This is a genomic window from Candidatus Accumulibacter necessarius, from assembly GCF_036625085.1.
In genome coordinates this window covers 769,181-788,582 of sequence record NZ_JAZKUM010000002.1, presented here as the reverse complement: position 1 = coordinate 788,582, position 19,402 = coordinate 769,181, and the positions used below count along the sequence as shown (strand labels likewise).

The following is a 19,402-nucleotide window of genomic DNA, read 5'->3' as shown; positions in this document are numbered from 1 at the left end:
CTGGTTTCTGCGGGGGGAGGAACCCCTGTGGAGCGTAGCGGAACAGGGGTTCCTCCCCCCGCGCCGCCGAATTTATCCACGATCATCGCCCCGCCACCGATACCGGTTCGATACACCGTCTGGGGCGTCTGGTCGTCCAGCGACTGGTGCGGGCGCTCGCCGTTGTACAAGTCATCAATCGAACACCCATAGTACCGAGTCGCGAGAAGTTCTCTATCCCTGGCACCCCTGGTTTGGTCGCGTCGTCTGGATTTATCGGGCGCGGGTGAGCCGCGGGTGGATGGTCGCGCATTGCGGATTGGAGCCGCAGCACGAATGCCGCGGGCTCGAAGTGCCGCTCTGGATGTTCGACAGGGCAGTGTGCTGCCAGCTGCGCCTGGCGCCGAGACCCGTCGTGGATATCGGAGCCTTGCGCGGATTGGCGGCACTGCTGGCTGCACACTCGCAGCCAGATGGTAGTCCTATGCTACAAGCCCAGCACGATTCCTTATTACCCGAAGGAGGTGCTGATGAGAATCCTGTCGAGCCCGTGCCGGGCAACCCAGCTGTCGTTGTTTCAGTCGAGGCCAGCAACGCCGCAATGGGAACAACTGCCGTGGGAGGTGCGCCAGCAAACGATTCGGTTGCTGGCGCGAATGCTGAGCGAACAGTCCGAACGGGAGTTGGCTTCCCGATCGACCCAGGAGGCCGGCGATGAGTGAGAAGCTCAAGGCGCAGCATCTTTCGCGCAAAGCCATCCTGTACATTCGTCAGTCCTCGGCCTACCAAGTCAACCACAACCTGGAGAGCCAGAAGCTGCAATATGCGATGCGGGAACGCTTGATGCAACTGGGCTGGCGTGAGATCGAAGTCGTCGATGAAGATCTCGGCCGGTCGGCAGCCGGTCTGGTGACGCGCAGCGGATTCGAGCGCATGGTGGCCGAGGTGTGTCTGGGCAAGGTCGGCGCGGTGGCGGCGCGCGAAGTATCGCGCTTTGCCAGAAACAGCCGGGAGTGGCAACAGCTGGTCGAGGTCTGTCGTGTTGTGGACACCGTCCTGATCGACCAGGAGATGGTCTATGCGCCGCGGCAAGGGAATGATCGCTTGCTGCTCGGGCTCAAGGGCAGCCTCAACGAGTACGAACTCGATCTGCTCCGGCAGCGTTCGGTCGAAGCCCGCCGCGAGAAGGCGCGTCGGGGTGAGCTGTTGATCGCCAGCCCGGTGGGTTATCGGAAGGGCGAACGACGGCTGGAAAAGGATCCCGACCGGCGTGTCCAGGAAGCGGTGCGCTTGGTGTTCCAGAAGCTCGGCGAACTGGGAAGTGTTCGGCAAACGTTGTTGTGGTTCCTTGAGCATGGTCTGGAACTTCCCGTGATCAACGCCCGCGAGGAAGTGCATTGGAAGCGACCGTCTTACGGCATGCTCTACAGCATGCTCACCAACCCGGCGTACGCCGGAGCTTACGCCTATGGCAAGACCGAACAACTGACCGAGTACGATGGCGGCGAGGCCCGTCAGCGGGTGCGCCGCAAACCGCGGGAACAATGGCTTTCTTTCATTCCGGGCGCACACGACGGCTACGTCAGCTGGGAGGAGTTCGAGCGCCTGCAGGCGACCATCTCCGAGAATATGATGCGCCGAGAGCAAATCGGCGCCGCCCAACGGGGTCCGGCGCTGCTCGCCGGGTTATTGCGCTGTCGCCGCTGTGGTCATAAGCTGGTGGTGCACTACACTGGTAGCTGTCACGACGTACTTCGGTACCACTGCCGTCGAGGGTGGCTCGATAATGGCGAGCCGCGCTGCATTGGATTTGCCGGTTTGGTCGTCGATCAAGCGATTACGAGGGAGGTCCTGCGCGTCGTGGAGCCAGCAGCAATCGAGGCGGCGGTCATCGCCCACGAAGAGCAAGCACGCCAGGTCGACGAAGTCTTGTCGGCTCTGCAACGCGACCTGGAGGCGGCGCAGTACAGTGCTCGACGAGCGCAGAAGCAATACGACGCGGCCGACCCTGAGAATCGACTGGTTACCGACGAGCTTGAACGACGCTGGAATCAGTCCCTGCAACGGGTCCACGAGATCGAATCGCAGATCCGGCAACATCGGGATCGGCAAGGCCCCTTAGTCGTGGCCACGCGCGAGGAATTCGCTGATCTGGCCGCCGATCTGGAGTCGCTATGGCATGATCCAGGGACTGATGAACGGCTCAAGAAGCGCGTCATTCGGACACTGATTCGCGACGTGGTCGTCGACGTGGATGCGCCAGCCAGTGAAGTCGTCCTGGTCATTCACTGGAAAGGCGGCGTCCATACCGAGCTGCGTTTGCCGCGACGCCGGCGCGGCCAGAACAGCACGCAAACCCCTACCGAAGTCCTGGAAGCCGTGCGCGTGCTCGCGCGCATCTGTCCGGATCGGCTGATTGCCGGCGTACTCAATCGGAACGGGCTACTGACCGGACGCGGCAACCGGTGGACGCAAGAACGGATCACAGCGCTGCGCAGCCATCACCACATTCCCTGCTATCGGGCCGACCAGCGCGACGGTCACCCGTGGATGAATCTAACCGAAGCGTCCGAGTACTTGGGAGTTAGTGCGCGCACGCTCCGTTTGGCCGTCGCGCGTGGAGAAATCGAGGCCCAGCATCCGCTGGCTGATGGGCCATGGGTGTTCAACCGCGATACACTTCGGACAGCCGCAGCGACGGCACTGGTTGAGCGCGTCAGGAGCAGGAATCGGCAACCCGCAGTACCAAACACTGAGCAGATAACCTTCGATTTCTCAAGCACATAGCGAGGTGGGGCACCATGAAACGTCGTTGTAGTAGGCGAAGTACGCGGTCAGGCCAACCGTCAGCTCGCCCATCGTGGCATAGCCCCTCAGATACACGTCCTCATGCTTGGCGTTCCGCCAGAGCCGCTCGACGAAGATGTTGTCGAACACTCGCCCTCGTCCATCCATGCTGATGACCACCCCTTCTCTGGTCAGGACGTTGGTAAAGGCTTCGCTGGTGAACTGCGAGCCTTGATCGCTGTTGAAGATCTCCGGCTTGCCGTGGCTGCGCAAGGCATCCTCCAGGCAATCGACACAGAAGATCGCTTCCATGCTGTTGCTGATCCGCCAACTGAGCACCTTGCGGCTATACCAGTCGATCACCGCCACCAGGTAGGCGAAGCCACGCGGCAGGCGGATGTACGTGATGTCCGTGCTCCAGACGTGGTTCGGCCTGAGCACCGCAACCCCGCTCAACAGGTAGGGATAGACCTTGTGCGCTGGGTGCCGCCGGCTGGTGTTCGGACCCGGCGCCATGCCGGCCAGCCCCATCAGCCGCATCAGTCGTTGGACCCGCTTGCGATTGACCGTGTGACCCGCTTTCCCGAGGAAGACCACCATCCTGCGGCTGCCATAGAACGGGTGCCGGGTGTACTCCTCATCAATCAGACGCCGGTGTAGTAAGTCGCTTTCGTCGAGCACCGAAGCCTCTTGCTGAGCATAGATCGTCGCACGCGACACCCCGGCCAAGACGCATTGCCGGACTACTGCCAACGACTTCCCAGGCTCGATCCAGGCTCTTCGCATCACGACAGGCTGATCCCAGACTTTTTTTTGAGCCAGTCCAATTCCACCTTCAACTTGCCGATCTCGCTGTACAGCAACTCCGGCTCCCGATGCGCAGCGACCGGTTTGGGACCGCGCTTGCCCTCGAAAAAGGTCTTGGCTTGCTGCTGGATCGCCTTCTTCCACTGCCCAACCTGGACCGGATGAACCCCGTGTTCCTGGCCAATCTCGTTGATCGTCTTTACCCCTCGCAAGGCCTCCAGACCTACCTTCGCCTTGAACTCCGGGGTGTGCACCTTCCGCGTCTTCACTTCGCTCATCGCTTCTCGTTCCCTATGACAGCGCCTAGCTTAAACCACTGTCTCAATTCCTGGGACCACTATACAACACCGCGGACCCGACGACGGTGGCCAGCCAGATCACGATTCTGAAGGAGCAATTCGGGATTGCCGAGGTGGTGATGGTGGGCGACCGGGGAATGATCAAGGCCAAGGGGAAGGCCGCGCTGTCGGCACAGGGCTTCCGCTATATCACCGCCTTGACTGACGCGCAGGTACGCACCTTCCTCAAGGAGGGCGTGCTGCAGACGGGCCTCTTCGATGTGCCTCTGTGCGAAGTCGAACACGACGACAAACGGCTGATCGTGCGCCGAAACGAAACCGTGCGGGTGCGCGAGGGGCGGCGACGAGAGGACAAGTTGGCCCAGTTGCAAGCGAAGGTCGCCGAACGTAACGCCTTCGTCAAGAACTCCAGGCGCGCCAGCGCGGCAACCGGCCTGGCCGCCTTGCAGCGCTGGGCCAAGCGCCACAAGCTCAGCGCGTTTGTCACCCTCGCGCTGAACGAACGCGTCATTGTCTGCACCATCGACCAGGAGGCTAAAGCGCAGGACGCCCTGCTCGACGGCTGCTATCTCCTGGAAACCGATGTGCCACAAGGCTTGATGGATGCGAAGACGGTCGATGCGCGTTATCGCGATCTGCAAAAAGTCGAGCGCAACTTCCGCACGGTCAAAACCACCTTCCTGGAAATTCGCCCGATCTTCCTGCGCAAGGCCGAGCGTACCAAGGCGCATGTCTTCGTGGCGATGCTCGCCTTGAAGATCACGCGGCGGTTTGAAGCGGATCTGCACCGCACCTTCGGCAGCACCGAAGACGACCCCGCCGCCATCACTCCGGACGACGCCCTGGTGGCCCTCGGACGATTGACCTATCTCTACAGCACCGACCGCAACGGTCAACGTCACACGCATCTGCCACGCCCGGACGATCAACAGGCCAAAATCCTCGACGCCATCGGCCTGTCCTTCCCGCTCAAGGCCAAAGCCGACAAGCGCGCCGTGTAGGCAGACGCCGCTCTTGCGGTACTGGCTTTTTCTTTAACAAAAACCCCTACTTAAAGCGTAGTTGCGTCTACTGGCTAGAGGAAGATCCGTTCGAGTGCGCTAAGTTGATCAGGGCTCAGTCAGCGTATTCCATCAGGGACGGGGCAGTGGCCCCGAACGAGAGTCCGGATCTATGGCTGCAATCTCCACCTGCTTCCCATCAGCGAATGAAGGCTTGGCAAACCAGGGGCGACCATCTATGTGAGGATGGGCGTGAGAACGGCTGTTCGCCCTGAGCTACTCGTGTAGTGACCGTAGAGTGGTCAGCTAGTCATCCAATACGGATACGGGGGCCATGGCATCACACCATCCCGACCACTCAGCTTTCGGCTGTTCTCCGAAGGAGAACCTCTTTTCCCAAGCGCAGTCTTGGGAAAAGCCTAGTCCTTACTGTACTGATAGTTCACCAACGCCCCTCGGCGATGAATGTTTCGCTGAGTTCCGGAAAAGATCGCAGGATATATGTATGCAACAATCTTCATCAAGCTGCCTTCATTGTCTTGATTGATATACGGATAAGTGGTGAAGAAATACTCAAATGTCTTTTTTGCCTACGTTAAGAATGATCAGGCGAGAAATCTCAAAATAAATAATATGATTCATGAGGCGAGCAGCGAGCAGCCAGGAAATTGCAGCCAGCAGTCCCACAATCAGTAAAGACAGCAAAGCGTTGAGTTGGTACGCATGGCAGATTTCTCGTGTCACAAACTGCACCGTGATACACGCTGCTGCCACCCCCGCGCTCTTGCTTGAACCCTTGAGCAACTGACCCATTTTACAGTTCAACAAGCGTGGCAATAGGTTAAGATAGACGACCAGTGCCACGAGACTGCTCAAACCGAATGCCCACGCGACAGCAATCAAACCCCAATGGCTTGCGATCAGTACGCTTATGATGTGCACCGGTGCATACCACAGAGTGAGCTTGAGGCGTTGCTTGACGTGGCCCGTTGCAGCCAGAAGACTTGGGCCCATAGTGGTCAGATAGCCGGGCATCATGGTCAAGGCAAGTACGCTGGCGATCGGTGCAGAGGCAGCCCATTGATGACCGAACAGCACTGCGATGATTTCGCTGGCCATCAAGGCAACGTAGCCAAAAAACGGCCAAGCGATGACTGCCAGCATGGCGGTGCTTGCAGCGTAGCGGGCGGGCAGGTCCGCGCCACCGCGATGGTCGTTCGCAAAGACCGGGGTGGTGACGCGCACGACTGCAGAAGTGAAGTTCGTATAAAACAGCTCCAGCAGTCCGAGTGCACGACTGAATAGGCCTACCTGTTCAAACCCAAACTGCTTTGCGATGATGAATTCATGCGAATTTCGGCTGAAGGTTTCGATAACGCGTGACGAGAAAAACATCGATCCGTAGGCCAGTACCGATTTCACATCTTTCAGTCCAGGCGACAAGAATGAATCGCGTGGCCGCATGAAGCTAACGATTACCGCGATCGTTAACGTGCTTGCGACGGAGGCCCAAGCGAGGCTCATGTAGCCGTACCCCATAAATGCCAATGAGATTGACGTTGCTGCATGGGTCGCGTTGCTGCTTATGTGCACGACGAAAATCTTGCGAAATGCCAATTCGCGGTTCAGTAAGGCAAATGCTGGCGAGGAAAAGGGAAGGATCAGGAAATTGAGGCTCAGAGCCGACAGTACTTCTGCGACACCCGTCTCAGCGTAGTAATCGGCAATGATGTTGCGCAAAGCGAAAACAAGGATTGCAATAGTCCAGGCAATGATTAGGGCAAGCGAAAAAGCGGCACGCATCTTATCCCGCGTTAACTGTTTCTCCTGTATCAGGTATTCGCTAATGCCAAAATCGCGAAAGATGCCAGCAACCGCCACAAAAGCGGCACATAGGGAGAAAACGCCTACTTGGGCTGGGGTAAGGATTCGCGCTAGAACCATCGTGCTCGCGATGGCAATGATTGTACTAGCATAGCGCTCGCCGAATGACCAGAGGAGGGCGCCGCGTATGGAAGGAGTCGGCGTTGGTGCACTATTAGGTGACATTAATATACCATAAATGCAGATTTCTCGTCTTCGGCATGAACTCCTCTATCCCCGCCTTTCGCACGCAACCGGCGCGCCTTGCCGTACTCGAACAGATTGCAGCATGCCTAGGTAGGTGAAGGTGTTGAGGATCACCGCTCGGATAGAGGCTTCGTTGACCTGCCGTTCAAAGATTCGGGAGTACAGGCTGTCGCCGAGTTGCTTCAGCCAGTACATAGTGGTTTCGGCAGTGCTGTGCGGATGGTAACCGCTACCGCTCTTCCAGCCGGCGAGGCCCTTGGTCGCGATTTCCTGGAGAATGGCGTCGCGCGGGTGGTCGTCTCGCCACGCGACACCACCGTCGCGTAGCGGGATGGTGTCACGGGCCTGCACGTTGGCAACGGCTTCATGCCGACCACTGGACTGACGAACCGCCGTTCTGCCCCGCGCCAACCCGACAGACTTCAATGCGCCACATGATCAGCCCCCCTTTTTGTTAACTAAGACAATCAACCATTCTCCCCCATCTTGCCGCGCTAGTTGGAATAAGCCGATGCGCGGAGGATATGCGGCCGTCAAGAGGAAGCGCTCCTTGATCAACAAGGGAATAATCTGGCCTGGACGATAGCCAAACACAAAATCCGCTGCAGCGCCTACCATCAACTGGTAAGACGTTTAGCCAGGTAAGCGTCTCTCGCGTCCTCGACGAGAGACGGGAAAGTGAGGCTCGCACGCCGACGGAACCGTGTGTCTCGAATTGCTGGCATAACCATTGCTTCGGCACAAAGAAGAGATGCCGACGCGACAACGGAACGGGCGAAGTCCCAGGCCGGGAAGTTTCCTTCTGCTAAGTTTCTGCATTCTGCATATTCCAAAACTACTCTTCCTAGGGGCTGGCCCAGCGCTGCCTCGACCGGGCTCGTCCAACAAACCGCTCAGATCGTGGCTCGCCTCGCTCGCACGATCTAACCTTGTATCTTCCCGAATCATGAATATATATGAACGTTGTTGATACGCTGTGGAGCTTGTGGTCAGCCACCGGCCTGTGGGCGGGCGGTGGGAAACGCGCAGCGTTTTCCACGGGCCGTCCACAGGATTGCGCGCAGCGCAAAGGTGGGAATCGGCGAAGCCGACTGTCCACAAATCCACAGCGTCCGTGGTTTCGGGCGCGGCGATGCAGCCAGTTCTATCCTGGGGACACCAAGCCCGTGAATAAGCGTTATGGCGCATCGTCGTGACCGTTCCTTTGGAGCCCGAACAGTTGTTGGACCCAAGATCGCATTGACAAGGATGGGAGAAGAGGAACGTGCCTGAATCAATCGTTATCGGCATTGACATTGCCAAGCAGACCTTCGACGCTGCCCTTGGCGTGAGCGGCAGCATCAAGACCTTCGCCAACGATGACGCGGGCTTTGATACGCTGCTTGCCAACTTGGCCGGGCAGGCGGTCGATTTGATCGTCATGGAGGCCACGGGTGGCCTGGAGAGCAACTTGGCCTGCGCCCTGCAAGCCGCCGGCTTTGCCGTCGCCGTCATCAATCCGCGCCAGGCGCGGGACTTCGCCAAAGCCATGGGCTATCTCGCCAAGACCGACCGAATTGACGCCAAGGCCTTGGCTGAACTCGCTCAGGTGCTGGCTTGCAGTCCGGAGCGTGATCGTTTCGTCACCGTCTTGCCAACGCCAGAGCAGCAGGCGTTGCAGGCCTTGGTGGCACGCCGGCGGCAGCTCGTCGCCATGCAGGTGGCCGAGCGCCAACGGCTGTCGGTCAGTCACGCCGCTGCCAGGAAGAGTATCGAGGGCATGATTATGGCAATTCGCACCCAACTCGATGAGGTCGAGACTGAACTTGCCAAGCACATCGAAACCCATCATGCCGACTTGGCCCTGCGGCTTTCTAGCGTGCGCGGTATCGGCCCAACCACCGTCGCCACTTTGATCGCCGAAGTACCCGACCTGGGGCAGTTGTCGCGCCGGGAAATTAGCGCCCTCATCGGCTTGGCACCCTTCAATCGCGATTCCGGCCAGATGCGTGGCAAGCGCGCCATCTTCGGCGGACGCGGCCAGGTGCGCCGCGGACTCTACATGGCAGCGCTCGCGGCCATCCGATTCAATGCCGTAATCAAGCAGTTCTACGACCGCCTCGTCGCCGCAGGCAAACCCAAAAAGGTTGCCATCGTCGCCTGCATGCGCAAGCTCCTGACTATCCTCAACGCCATGGTCAGAACCGGCAAAGCCTGGGACGATTCTCTTCATACCGCTTGACTCGAAAGACAGTTGCTTATTCGTCATCCGCGTATCTTGGCCACCGCTAACAGCTACCTTTCCCCCTACCGTGAAAGCCCGCTGAGCAAAGAATTGCGGACACCACAGACTCGATGCAGTTGCCGGCAGCCCCATCAACCGCGCTTACCTGACAAAGCTGCGATCAGAACCGCACATATGTGGCCGAGCGTCGCCAAGGAGAATGGATTCTCTTGGAAAAAGGTCTTTATCACCTGCCATTTGACCGGCTTGCGCCGTCTGAGTCGGTGCACCATGTCCAGCACCATGCTGGTCTGCAATTCCACCAACCTAGCGCGCAGACATCGCTTCGTCTCGCTGACGATAGCGTAGTAGTTAAGTACACGACGGCGAAACCTAGCCTCATCGATCAAGCGCAAAGCCAAGCCATCGGTACCCCAGCCGCTACCGTACCACATATTGATGCCTTTCCCACAGCGTACTTCAGGCTTCGTTGAGAAGGCGAAGCAGGCCCCGTGGCGAATCAGCTCCATCCAGTACAGGTAATCGCCGCCGCCATGGCGATGCGCCTCCGGGAATCGGGCCTTGCCTAGAGCTTCCACATCGATTACCAGAGAAGGCATGAAAATGACATTCGCCGTGGATATCTGGTGAATCATGTCGCCGTGATAGGCTCGCAAGGTAGGATCATTACCTATCATGGGGTGATCAGTCGGGTTTAAACGCTTGGCCTTTTCAAACTCGTCGATGGTATCGCCCAAGTGGAAAAGGTTGGCGAAATAAGCGGTATATCCGGCTGAAAGCGCGGCAACTGCGCGGCGCAGGTGTTCGCCTGTCCATTCGTCGTCAGAATCGAGAAATGCGACCAGCTGAGTATTCGGCTCCAGGTGCTCCAAAGCAGTGTTGCGCGCCTCGTTGGGACCAGCATTCGGTTGATGAATGAGGCGGATGCGCAAGCCGGTCGGGGGTGGATTGAGGCGCAGTTCATCATCAACCTGTAGTGGCGAACCATCGTCAACAATTAGGACGTAGATCGCTTCACTTGGATAATCCTGCTCCGCAATCGAGTGAAGCGATCGACTGAGAATCCCGGATTCTCGTTGAAAGAATGGGATCACAACTGCAATTCTTGGCGAGATCATTTGCATGGGCTTTTCGACGGCTAAAACTTCAATGGATTCTTGGAGAGAATCGCCGCCTTGAACAGCCGCAGTCAATCGCGGAATTCTTGCAGAAACGGCGATCCCGTTTAACCCATTCGTGAAAGGATGATTTTGGACGATTTTTGTCAGGCACTAGGAATATGAACGAATCGGATTGGTGGTCGAGGAACTCTGCTTTCAACTGATCTGCTCGCCCGTACCTTGTACCATTCCGTCGTCCACAACTCTTCAGCGCCCAAATGACCAACGCCTTTGTTGAAGTATCTCAGAACGGGGTACATCGCCGACCGACAGAACCTTCCCTAATGCGCCTTGAAACTCCTGAGAATTGCATTGTGTAGTGGAGAATGGCAGCCAAGCTCAGGCCCATGCGACTCCGATAGCCCCATTTGCCTGTCCTTTGCCGCATTGCCCGTCACCGTCTTGCTAATAACCCCCGGGGCGAAGCTCACAAACTCACTGCTGTACTTGCTGCTCCTCACCAGCCTTGGCCAGAAGATATACCAGACACAGCCACCAATTAGCGACCTGTTGCTGATTAAACGGCCGATGCAACTTCTGCGGTTAAGTGGAAGGTGCACTTGTGACAGTGAAGGGAATATATATATCCGAGGAAATCATGCCGCCCAACCTTATGCCAAGAGAACTTCCCGTACCACCGGGAGGACTGTGCAGACTCACTTGCTGGCTGCATTATTTGAGCTTATTGAGTTCTGCATCATCGGACCAATGTAGCGGCGCGCAACCACCACATTGTCCACATACAGATGCTGATCGTACGGCGACCGTGCGACACCACCATGATAAACATCCAGCCAGACCGTCTCTATCCGAAGCTGGTCGACGTTCCTCAAACGGATATTCTGACGCTCCACCACCAAACGTCCGTCCACCCACACCCTGAGCTCGCCATCGGCCATCCCGGGACGATTCAAGCGGACCTGTTGCTCTATGCAATACCAGCGATTGCGCTGAAGAAGTGCCCCTGGCCAAATCCAGAAATCCCCATAATTGGTCTTCATGTCCGCATGATAAGCGTAGGTTGCCAGCTGGGTAAGGCCTTGCATCGGATGATCCGACGGAAAGGCTTTGAGGAAAGCCCCACGCAATGCCCACCCATTCGTCCCATCGGAACGTCTGCCCCCCCAGCCGGCCTTGCCATAGGTGCCCGCCAAGCCCGGCAGCTTGCCTCCATCAACCTTCGGATCCCAATCATCGGCAAGTCGCAGATAGTACCGAAAAAAAAGTTCGTCCACTTCACCACCAAGTTCCCTCAGGTAAAGACGCAGGTCAGCACCATAGTTGCTGCCTTTCTTGAGGTTGACGCGCAGGGCTTTCCCAACTAACGGTTCGAAGTAACGCGCCGAATCCTCTTTCACCACGTCGAATTCACCGGCCGAATCCTTTGCCCAGCGCGACCTCCAGCCGAGCCACTCGTCAAAGCCGGCAGCAAATACAACGTCGGGGCTATGCTCGATTCCCTTATCCGCCGCATAGCCTGCCGCAAGCCCATCGCGCACGGGAGATGCTGGGAACGATGGTGTTTCCATTTCAAAAATGCCGATGCGCAGGGCGCCACCTCCGGGCGGAGTCGGGCTTGACAGTACGAGCTGCGCACGAACGAGATTCCGTCCAGAAGCTGTTGTCGGAATCTGAAACTGCAGAAGAACGAGCCGAGACCCCATGATCTGCAGAATGTTTGCCCGGCCAAGTGCTTTGTACGTCGAGCAGTCAAGGTGCGCATCGGCCGTGGGTTTGAGCGTTTCCCGGCGTCCACCGGCCAGTTCCAGAACAAGCGTTGGCCAGTCCGCGGAACTCTTGGCTTCGCGGCTGTGGAACGTGGCGAAGCCACTCCCTGCGACGGAACGTACTGCAAAAGTCCCCCTCCGAACGCTGGCGTCTCCCCACTTCCGCATCAAGGGTGTCACGTCCCAGCTTGCACCAGAGGGACCAGGCGCAGCCTCGGCGTAGGGTTGATCACCAAAAAGCTTGCCGCGAGCATCGCGCCAGTCTCCCCCGACACGCTGCCACGCGAGAACGTCTCCCAAAAAATGAGAGCACGATGCGCCACCTTCGCCTTCATAAAGAGCCTTACGTTCCACGATTTCTTGCCCTGGGGCCAGCTCGTGGCCGCTGGTTGCAGCATGAACGATTGCCACGGCGAGAACCAGTGCTGCACACGACAAGATACGCAGAGTCATCTGAGAAAATCGACCAAGAGCGGGAAAGGCATTCACTCTAGCTCACCTTGCCAGAAAAGGATCTCGAAGGGATCATCGGTAGCTCGGTGCGAGGCCGGCAATCCACCTCTAACTGGCCAGTCCGAAGATGCCCACGAGTGGGATCCGATAGCATACAAGCCATAGACAGCTAGCACCGGCCGAAACTGGTGAATCTCTTGCGACGTTCGCGACGGAAGCCTTTGGTCTTGCCGTCGTTCATCGCCAGCTTCGGCTGTTGTCATCATGCCGGAAGTCAGCCCCTTGGAGCAACAGCGACTTCGTAGCTGGTACTTGTCTGATGCACAAGTAACCGTGTCGCCCACGTCACAAGCGCGGGACCCCAGGGTGTAAACCTCGGCAACTGGAGAAAGTCGTCGCCAATCCGCGCAACACCGGGGGCTGTGCTGACCGCAGCAGCAAAGCCGAGTCGCCTGAGCAGTTCAACGTGGCTGTGGTCATAGTCACGCTCTGGCTTGCCATTCGGGTAGGCAAACACATCTACCGGAGCGTCGATGATTTCCTGCAGACGGTTGCGCCCGGCCGTAATTTCGTGTTCGGCTTCGGTCGGCGCCAGCGTCGTGAGAATGGGATGCTGAACCGTATGGGCCCCAATTTCCATACCAGCTTGGTGCAACTGCCGTACCTGCTCAGAACGCATCATCAGATGATCTGGCAGTTCGGCCAACCCACTCAATTTGTGCAAGCGGGCAATGGCATCTTCTCGCTCGCCTACTTGCAGGTACTTGATGTGGGGTAGCAGCCTCCCGATAACTGCTCTTCGCTCTGCCAGCCCCGCCAACGAACAACGGCCAAAACCAAAGTCCTCGAGATCAATCGCCCCGTGGCGACAGGCCCGCACGATCTCGATCACCGAGTCGTTCCACATCCTGCCGCCATCCAGGAATCCTGTTGAAACGAAAAAGGTTGCCGCCAAGCCGCAGCGTTGCAGGATCGGTAGCGCCACCTCCGCGTTGTCTGCATACCCATCGTCAAAGGTCACTACCAGCGCCCGTGGTGGCAAGTCCCCTCGCTGGAGTGCCGAAACAGCACGACTCAGGGTCATGACGGTGAAGCTGCGCGCAACGAAGCGCATAAGTCGCTCAAAGCGGACCGCATCCTGCTCGTCCGGAAAAACGGTGTCGGCCCGAGCGTGCACCCGGTGGTAAATCAGGATCGACAGCCGCGGCCCGGCAACAAGGTTGTACCCGCGATGGGCAATCCTGCTGGCGGCAGAAACTAGCCGGTCCAAGGGAACTCCATCGCTGGCATCGTACGTCAGCTACCCAGACCCGGCTTGCGTAGGGTCACTAGGATCCATCCGCGCAGGAAGCGCAAGAGCTCGAAGCGGCTGATCAGTTTCTCGTAACACATACCCAGGAAGAACAGCGCTCCGTTGAACATCAGATAGTTCGGGTATTGGCTCAAGTACTCGAATGACTCGACAGCCAACCCCGCAGAGTCCGCGAGGCACTCGACATCCGCCCGTGTATTGGTCAGGTAGGCCGTCGGAAAAGTGTCTTCCTCCGCCCTGCCCTCAACCCGACTGACAATCCGGGCATGAAAGCGGTTGGGGATCAGGCGCGCAGCCAGGGTGCCGTAATCCCACATGTTGGCAGTCAGGAAGACCACGGCGCCCCCTGGACGCAAGACGCGCGAGAACTCTCTGTAGACCGCCTCGGGGTCTGTCAGATGCTCGAACACGCTTCGCGACATGATGAGGTCTAAACTGGCATCGGGCAGGGGCATGTCCGATAGGTCAGCATTAAAGGTGTCGATGCCAGGCGGAACACCGGTAAAGGTGACCAGGTCGACACCAATCAAGCGCCCTGCTCGCCCTAGGTACTTTCTTAGAACCGGGACAGTACGACCACACCCGGCGTCCAGGAGTGCAGCACCAGGGGACAATAGGGTGTCGACATGCTTCTCGTAGACTTGATAGGGATGCTGGTTGTTCGCATAGTGTTTGCGCAGAAGTGTTTCGGACAGGGTAGTCATATGGGTATACCTACGGTGTGCAAATCATGGGGTACTCGCGATGGCTGGCGACGCCTGACTCGGGGATGTTGCGCTGGCAGCCGTGTTCTGTTCGCGCAACGTAGCATCGACAAGCACCACAAAAGAGATAATGTAATAAATTAGATCGAAGTGCGCCAAGCTCAGGAAAGCCCCGCCCACTGCAAAACCCGCCAGACTGACCTGTACCATTCTCATCAGCAGGGGTACCCAAAGCCCGTATTCTCGTTGATCTTTCGTTTGACTGGCTATCCTCGCCGCCCTTCGCCACGTCGTAAAGCCAAGAAGCAGGAACAGGCCCAGACCGGGGAAACCGTGCTCCCCCAGCATCTGGAAGTAAATGCTGTGGGCAACAAAGGACTGGCCCCCTTTGTAGGCGCCGGCGCCCTCGGCCGGAGCATAAATGGCAAACACTGTCCTCGTGTTAACGACGAAACCTCCGCCAACGATTGGGCGATCAAGCGCCAGCGCCCACATGGTTTTCCAAGTATAGATCCGCGACATTGCCGAGACATCCTCGTCGTAGTTTTCGATGGTTTTCATGCGCCCGGTCCAGGAGTCTGGCATGAAAAGGACAGCGGCAGCGACGCAACACGCCAGCAGAGTCGTCGTCAGAGCCGGCCGGTTGCTCTTGAAGCCCAGGAAAACCGCCATGCCGGCCAGGGCAAGCAGTGCGCCTCGGGACTGACTACCCAGGATGGAAAAGGTAATCGCCACGATGCAGAAAACCAGACTCAGACGCAACACGCGTCGGATAGACACCTGGTGCAGGTAGTAGAAGAACGGCAGCAGTACGACAAGGGCCAGACCCAGAGCGTTATTTTCATAGGCCATCCCGCCGGACGGACCCCAGACGCGCCCGCCGCCGCCTGTCAACACGGTCCACACCCCACCCTTGATCCCATAAAATCCGATCGAGAGAGTCACCACCCAGATCAGGCGCTCTATCTGCTCACGGCCACGAAGCAGCATCAAGGTCACATACATCATCACGTGGATTTTCAGCACGAACAGCCAGCGATCGAAAACAACGTCCCAAGTATTGATCGCAAAGAACGACGTAAACGACATCCACAGCATCAGGCCCACGTACGTTACCGTGATGCTGTTTACCGGGAATGGGCGGCGCTCGCGCGAGAACAGGAAGGACACCAGCGTGGCAAGCGCCACCATCTGAGCAAAAGGCATCGTACGCGCAAAGCCGAATGCGGCGCGGTGCGGGATCATCAGCGAAATCCACGCCCAGACATAGGCACCGATCCGCGGGCTTCGCAAGATGAATGGCAGCAGGCCGACGATGATCACCGTCAGCAAGATATCACGCACCGCCAACCTCCTGACCGAGCCCGAAGCCCTTTACCTGACTCACCACATAGCGGAACTTGCCTGAAGACTCGTTGGCGATGTCCGACACTTTCTCGACGCGAATATCGACCATCTCGCCCAGTCTGGCCTTGAAATCCGTGACAATCCGTTCCTCGGCAGCCCGATCAAAGGCAGGCCCGGCAACCAGCCTGACTATGGTTTGATCGATCGACACCTGCTCAATCCGGAAGCGCTCGACACCCGGAAGATCGCGCACGGTATAGATCAGCGCCAGGCCGTGCATTATCGTGCCGTCATGAGCCACGACGAAGTCGGTAGTACGACCTCGAACTTCTTCAAGTACCGGCAGACCACGACCGCAAGCACAGGGCTTGTCACCAAGAACGCCAATATCGCCAGTCCGGTAGCGGACAAAAGGAAAATCTGCGGTCGCCAAGTGCGTGACAACGATTTCCCCCGCCTCGCCGCGGGCGCTCGGCGTGCCGTCGGAACGTACAGTTTCTACAATGATGTCCTCGGCACTGATATGTAGACTGCCAGACGGGCACTGGTGGGCGATGAACCCGGCATCGCGCGCCCCGTAGCCATTTGCCACCGGACAACCAAAAACCTCGTTGATCAACGCCTGTTGTTCGTCGTAAAGCTTTTCGGAAGTGACGAAAACCACCCGGATCCCCAGTTCGTTCATCTCCAGATTCCTCCGCCGAGCATGACGCGCGATCAGCGAAAGGCTGGAGGGGTAACCGAAGAGCATCGTCGGGCGCCTGGCTTGAATGGTATCCACGAAGCGGTCGAGGTTCTTCGGCGACATTTCGAAGGCCGGCAACAGGTGACTTCTCATCAGTCCGTCGCGAAAACGCCGGACGCGGTCCTGTGCACCGATCTCAATGGGGCTACCCCAGACCACCAGTTCCGAGTCACCGATGTCAACATCCCACCAGCGTGTGGCGCGCCATTTGGCAGCCACATCGTGGCTCTTTCGGCCCTTGCCCATGTAAAAGATGAGGGGTTCTCCAGAAGAACCGCCGGTGTTGTAGCGCGTCAGTGCACCATGGCCATCGGCCTTGAGGCGCTCGACATTGGCGCGGATCTCCGGCTTGCCAAGCAGTGGCAGCGCAACAAGGTCGTCCGTTGAGCGGACAGAACCCGGATCAAAGCCAAGACGCCCGAACAAGTCGCCGTAATACGGAACCCGCGCCCCAATGTCGATAAGAAACTCTCGCAAACGCAGCGCCCGATCGTCCTCGATCTGTTGGGCCGACCACCACTGGCTTTCTTCCAACCTCTTGCGGCGCGCCACCGAGTCGTGCCCCTTGAGGTACTCATGAAGAGGAAACAGGGCATGTGAACACAATGCGGTATACAGACTCAAGGGGTTCTCCTTGCTACAACCGCTCGACGATAAGCGTCGAGCCACTGCCTTCGTACCTGTGGCCAGGCGTATTGTCTCGCTTGTGCCAAACCAGCTTGTCTGAGAGCCATGGCCAAGCCAGCATCCTGCAGGACGCGGAGAACTTCTTGCGCCATCGCCTTGTGATCACCGATTGGCACCAGTAAACCACTGACTCCCTCCTCAATCAGATCGGGAATTCCACCCGCACAGGTACTGACCACCGGCACGCCGCTGGCGAAGGCCTCGAGAATCGAGATCGGCATGTTGTCGACCGTACTCGGATTGAGCATACAATCAGCCGAGGCGTAAAGCTCTGGCATGTCTGCGTTGGCGACGCGCCCGGAGAAGTGAACGCTGCCCTGCAAACCGATTTCGGCCACCAGCCGCTGTAGACGCGCAAGGTCGGGCCCACTGCCGGCAAGGGTCAGACGCGCCTGCGGAAAAGCCTGCTTGATCCGGGCAAAGGCATGGATTGCGGTCGGCATGTCGTAGATCGGTTCCAGATTGCGAGTGACCACGAGTTGTGGCGCGTCGCCGAACGATCGTGGTGGTGCAGGCGCAAAACGTGAAAGATCGATGATGTTGGGGATCACTTCCGCAGTCAGTCCGTGGCGGGAAAATACCCTGCGCAGAAAGGTCGACGGGGTCACCCTCAGCGACGCCCGGGCGAGCGTGCGGAGCACATGCCGAGGTGCGGCAGCGAAGAAGGTGTCGGCATTCCCGCCCCGATAATTGATGATGACAGGAGTTTTCCGCAGTCGGGCAACAAGCATCGCAGGAGCTGCGCACAGATGCCAGGCCCAGCCAGAATTTGCCAGAATGTGCATCACCCCCGCCCGGGCGGCGGCCTGCCAGAGATGCAGAAGATAAGGCAGCAGACGAACACCCGCACGGATCAACGGCAGGCGCCCCCACCCAGGCCGGTCGATAGGGCGAATTGGTACGAACCAGTTCGACATGGACGCCTTCAGCAGCCAACAGACGAACCAGTTGCTCGCATTGGTTTGCCATGCCTCCGGACGGCGGTGGCAACGGCCCGACGACGCAGACGGCCGGCAGTGCGTCGTACCATCGACAACAGCCTGCCCCGCTTTGTCAGCCCTCGTATTCACGATTCGCTCCGCAACGTCAGATCCCGCCTGGCTCGCCACCAGCCGGCAAGAGAAATCAGCAGTGCCAGCAGCGCAACAAGAGCCGCAGCACCAACAAGCAACAGATGGCAACGGACGCGGTGAATGGCGTCAACCTGTGCCTGGTTATCGGGTTCTGCAAGAATCCTGATGCCTGGATACACACCCTGGGCAATACCGCCAAGCTGTTCCAGCGAACGAGAAAATGGCCCAAAAGCGCGGACCAGCAGCGCCCGGTCATAGGAGAAGACATTGTTGCCCCACACCATCAACCATTCGCGGAGACCCCGACGATAGTAGTCCCGCGCTTTGCTTTCAATCGCATGTCCGGGTCGCGCGCCGGGATGCAATGGCTCAAACTGCAACGACGCCGGTTCTTCGAGCATGGCTCGGCGAACCTCGAGGGCGGACAGCGGCACGCCCTTTACGCCGACAAAGTAATAGTTGTTGTAGATATCCACCAGTTGCCAGCGCCCGAGTTGACGATTCCAGATCTCCGCCAAGATATGGCCGTGGCCACCGAAGCCGTCAAACGAGAAAGCCCAGGCTCTCACCGGGATGCCCGCGGCAATCGCCAGCCCCAGGAAAACGCGCACAAAATCGCCGCAATACCCTTCTCCGTTACCAACGATCCGTCGGTAGGTATCGAGCAGGTCGGACTGGATTGCGCCACCCGACAGCACCGGGTTTGAACCGAGCAAATGTCGGCTGATGGCCAGCGCCCGTTCCCAATCCGAAGGCATCTCTTCCAAGCCAAGGCTACTGACCACGTCGACAAACAGCGGATAAGGCGGAGCACCCTCGAGCAGGAAGTCTGCCGGCAGGTTTGCCGGCGTCCAGCTAAAGCCTCCGTTGCTGCTATCGGAGAGGAGCAGTGCGTGGCGCATGCGGACGAGTTCAGTCGAACTCGTCAGGTACGGCGCCAGCGACAGCAGCGACAGCAACAGCACGAGCAGGCTGATCCAGACGCTTCGGCGCCAGAAACGGGCCGGATCCGACATGCTACTGCTTC

Annotated in this window: 12 protein-coding genes and 3 pseudogenes; 4 read left to right on the top strand and 11 right to left on the bottom strand. The window is 58.4% G+C overall.

Annotated features, from left to right (window positions below):
* The first annotated feature begins 509 nt into the window (after positions 1–509).
* Together V5B44_RS08000 and V5B44_RS07995 are read left to right on the top strand one after the other, a co-directional pair.
* Positions 510–701 carry a hypothetical protein gene (locus tag V5B44_RS08000; RefSeq protein WP_332358539.1) on the top strand — a complete coding sequence of 64 codons (192 nt, stop codon included), beginning with the start codon at positions 510–512 and terminating at the stop codon, positions 699–701.
* Complete coding sequence (locus V5B44_RS07995; RefSeq protein ID WP_332358538.1) at positions 694–2,766, top strand: recombinase family protein; 2,073 nt, start codon at positions 694–696, stop codon at positions 2,764–2,766. Before V5B44_RS08000 ends, V5B44_RS07995 begins: the two co-directional genes overlap by 8 nt.
* A gap of 24 nt (positions 2,767–2,790) precedes the next feature.
* Here V5B44_RS07995 and V5B44_RS07990 read toward each other — a convergent pair.
* Positions 2,791–3,851: pseudogene (locus tag V5B44_RS07990) on the bottom strand (IS3 family transposase); the annotation flags it as partial.
* A gap of 65 nt (positions 3,852–3,916) precedes the next feature.
* Here V5B44_RS07990 and V5B44_RS07985 point away from each other — a divergent pair.
* Positions 3,917–4,873, top strand: a pseudogene (locus tag V5B44_RS07985) (IS1634 family transposase); the annotation flags it as partial.
* A gap of 573 nt (positions 4,874–5,446) precedes the next feature.
* Here V5B44_RS07985 and V5B44_RS07980 read toward each other — a convergent pair.
* Positions 5,447–6,922 (bottom strand): lipopolysaccharide biosynthesis protein, encoded by a 1,476-nt coding sequence (locus V5B44_RS07980; RefSeq protein ID WP_332358537.1) that lies wholly within the window; start codon positions 6,920–6,922, stop codon positions 5,447–5,449.
* A 45-nt stretch (positions 6,923–6,967) separates the two neighbouring features.
* Positions 6,968–7,324: pseudogene (locus tag V5B44_RS07975) on the bottom strand (IS5/IS1182 family transposase); the annotation flags it as partial.
* A gap of 883 nt (positions 7,325–8,207) precedes the next feature.
* Between V5B44_RS07975 and V5B44_RS07970 the strand changes: the two are divergent.
* Positions 8,208–9,164, top strand: coding sequence for an IS110 family transposase (locus V5B44_RS07970; RefSeq protein ID WP_332358536.1), 957 nt, complete (start codon positions 8,208–8,210; stop codon positions 9,162–9,164).
* Between the two features lie 134 nt (positions 9,165–9,298).
* Here the strand turns inward: V5B44_RS07970 and V5B44_RS07965 are convergent, their stop codons facing one another.
* From V5B44_RS07965 to V5B44_RS07930, 8 genes are all read right to left on the bottom strand, one after another.
* Positions 9,299–10,360, bottom strand: a complete 1,062-nt coding sequence (locus V5B44_RS07965; RefSeq protein ID WP_332358535.1) for a glycosyltransferase family 2 protein — start codon at positions 10,358–10,360, stop codon at positions 9,299–9,301.
* A gap of 623 nt (positions 10,361–10,983) precedes the next feature.
* Positions 10,984–12,543: a polysaccharide lyase gene (locus V5B44_RS07960; protein ID WP_332358534.1), complete on the bottom strand. Its 1,560-nt coding sequence runs from the start codon at positions 12,541–12,543 to the stop codon at positions 10,984–10,986.
* A 238-nt stretch (positions 12,544–12,781) separates the two neighbouring features.
* On the bottom strand, positions 12,782–13,777 hold the full coding sequence (locus tag V5B44_RS07955) for a polysaccharide deacetylase family protein (RefSeq protein ID WP_332358533.1): 996 nt from the start codon (positions 13,775–13,777) through the stop codon (positions 12,782–12,784).
* Between the two features lie 26 nt (positions 13,778–13,803).
* A complete protein-coding gene (locus tag V5B44_RS07950; RefSeq protein WP_332358532.1) occupies positions 13,804–14,523 on the bottom strand; it encodes a class I SAM-dependent methyltransferase in 720 nt (239 codons plus the stop codon).
* A 24-nt stretch (positions 14,524–14,547) separates the two neighbouring features.
* On the bottom strand, positions 14,548–15,867 hold the full coding sequence (locus V5B44_RS07945; RefSeq protein ID WP_332358531.1) for a putative O-glycosylation ligase, exosortase A system-associated: 1,320 nt from the start codon (positions 15,865–15,867) through the stop codon (positions 14,548–14,550).
* Positions 15,860–17,239, bottom strand: a complete 1,380-nt coding sequence (locus tag V5B44_RS07940; protein WP_332358530.1) for a phenylacetate--CoA ligase family protein — start codon at positions 17,237–17,239, stop codon at positions 15,860–15,862. Before V5B44_RS07940 ends, V5B44_RS07945 begins: the two co-directional genes overlap by 8 nt.
* Entirely contained in the window at positions 17,236–18,219 is a 984-nt protein-coding gene (locus V5B44_RS07935) for a glycosyltransferase family 4 protein (protein ID WP_332358529.1), read from the bottom strand. Before V5B44_RS07935 ends, V5B44_RS07940 begins: the two co-directional genes overlap by 4 nt.
* Positions 18,220–18,368: 149 nt before the next feature.
* Positions 18,369–19,391, bottom strand: a complete 1,023-nt coding sequence (locus tag V5B44_RS07930; RefSeq protein ID WP_332358528.1) for a transglutaminase domain-containing protein — start codon at positions 19,389–19,391, stop codon at positions 18,369–18,371.
* Between the last annotated feature and the right edge of the window lie 11 nt (positions 19,392–19,402).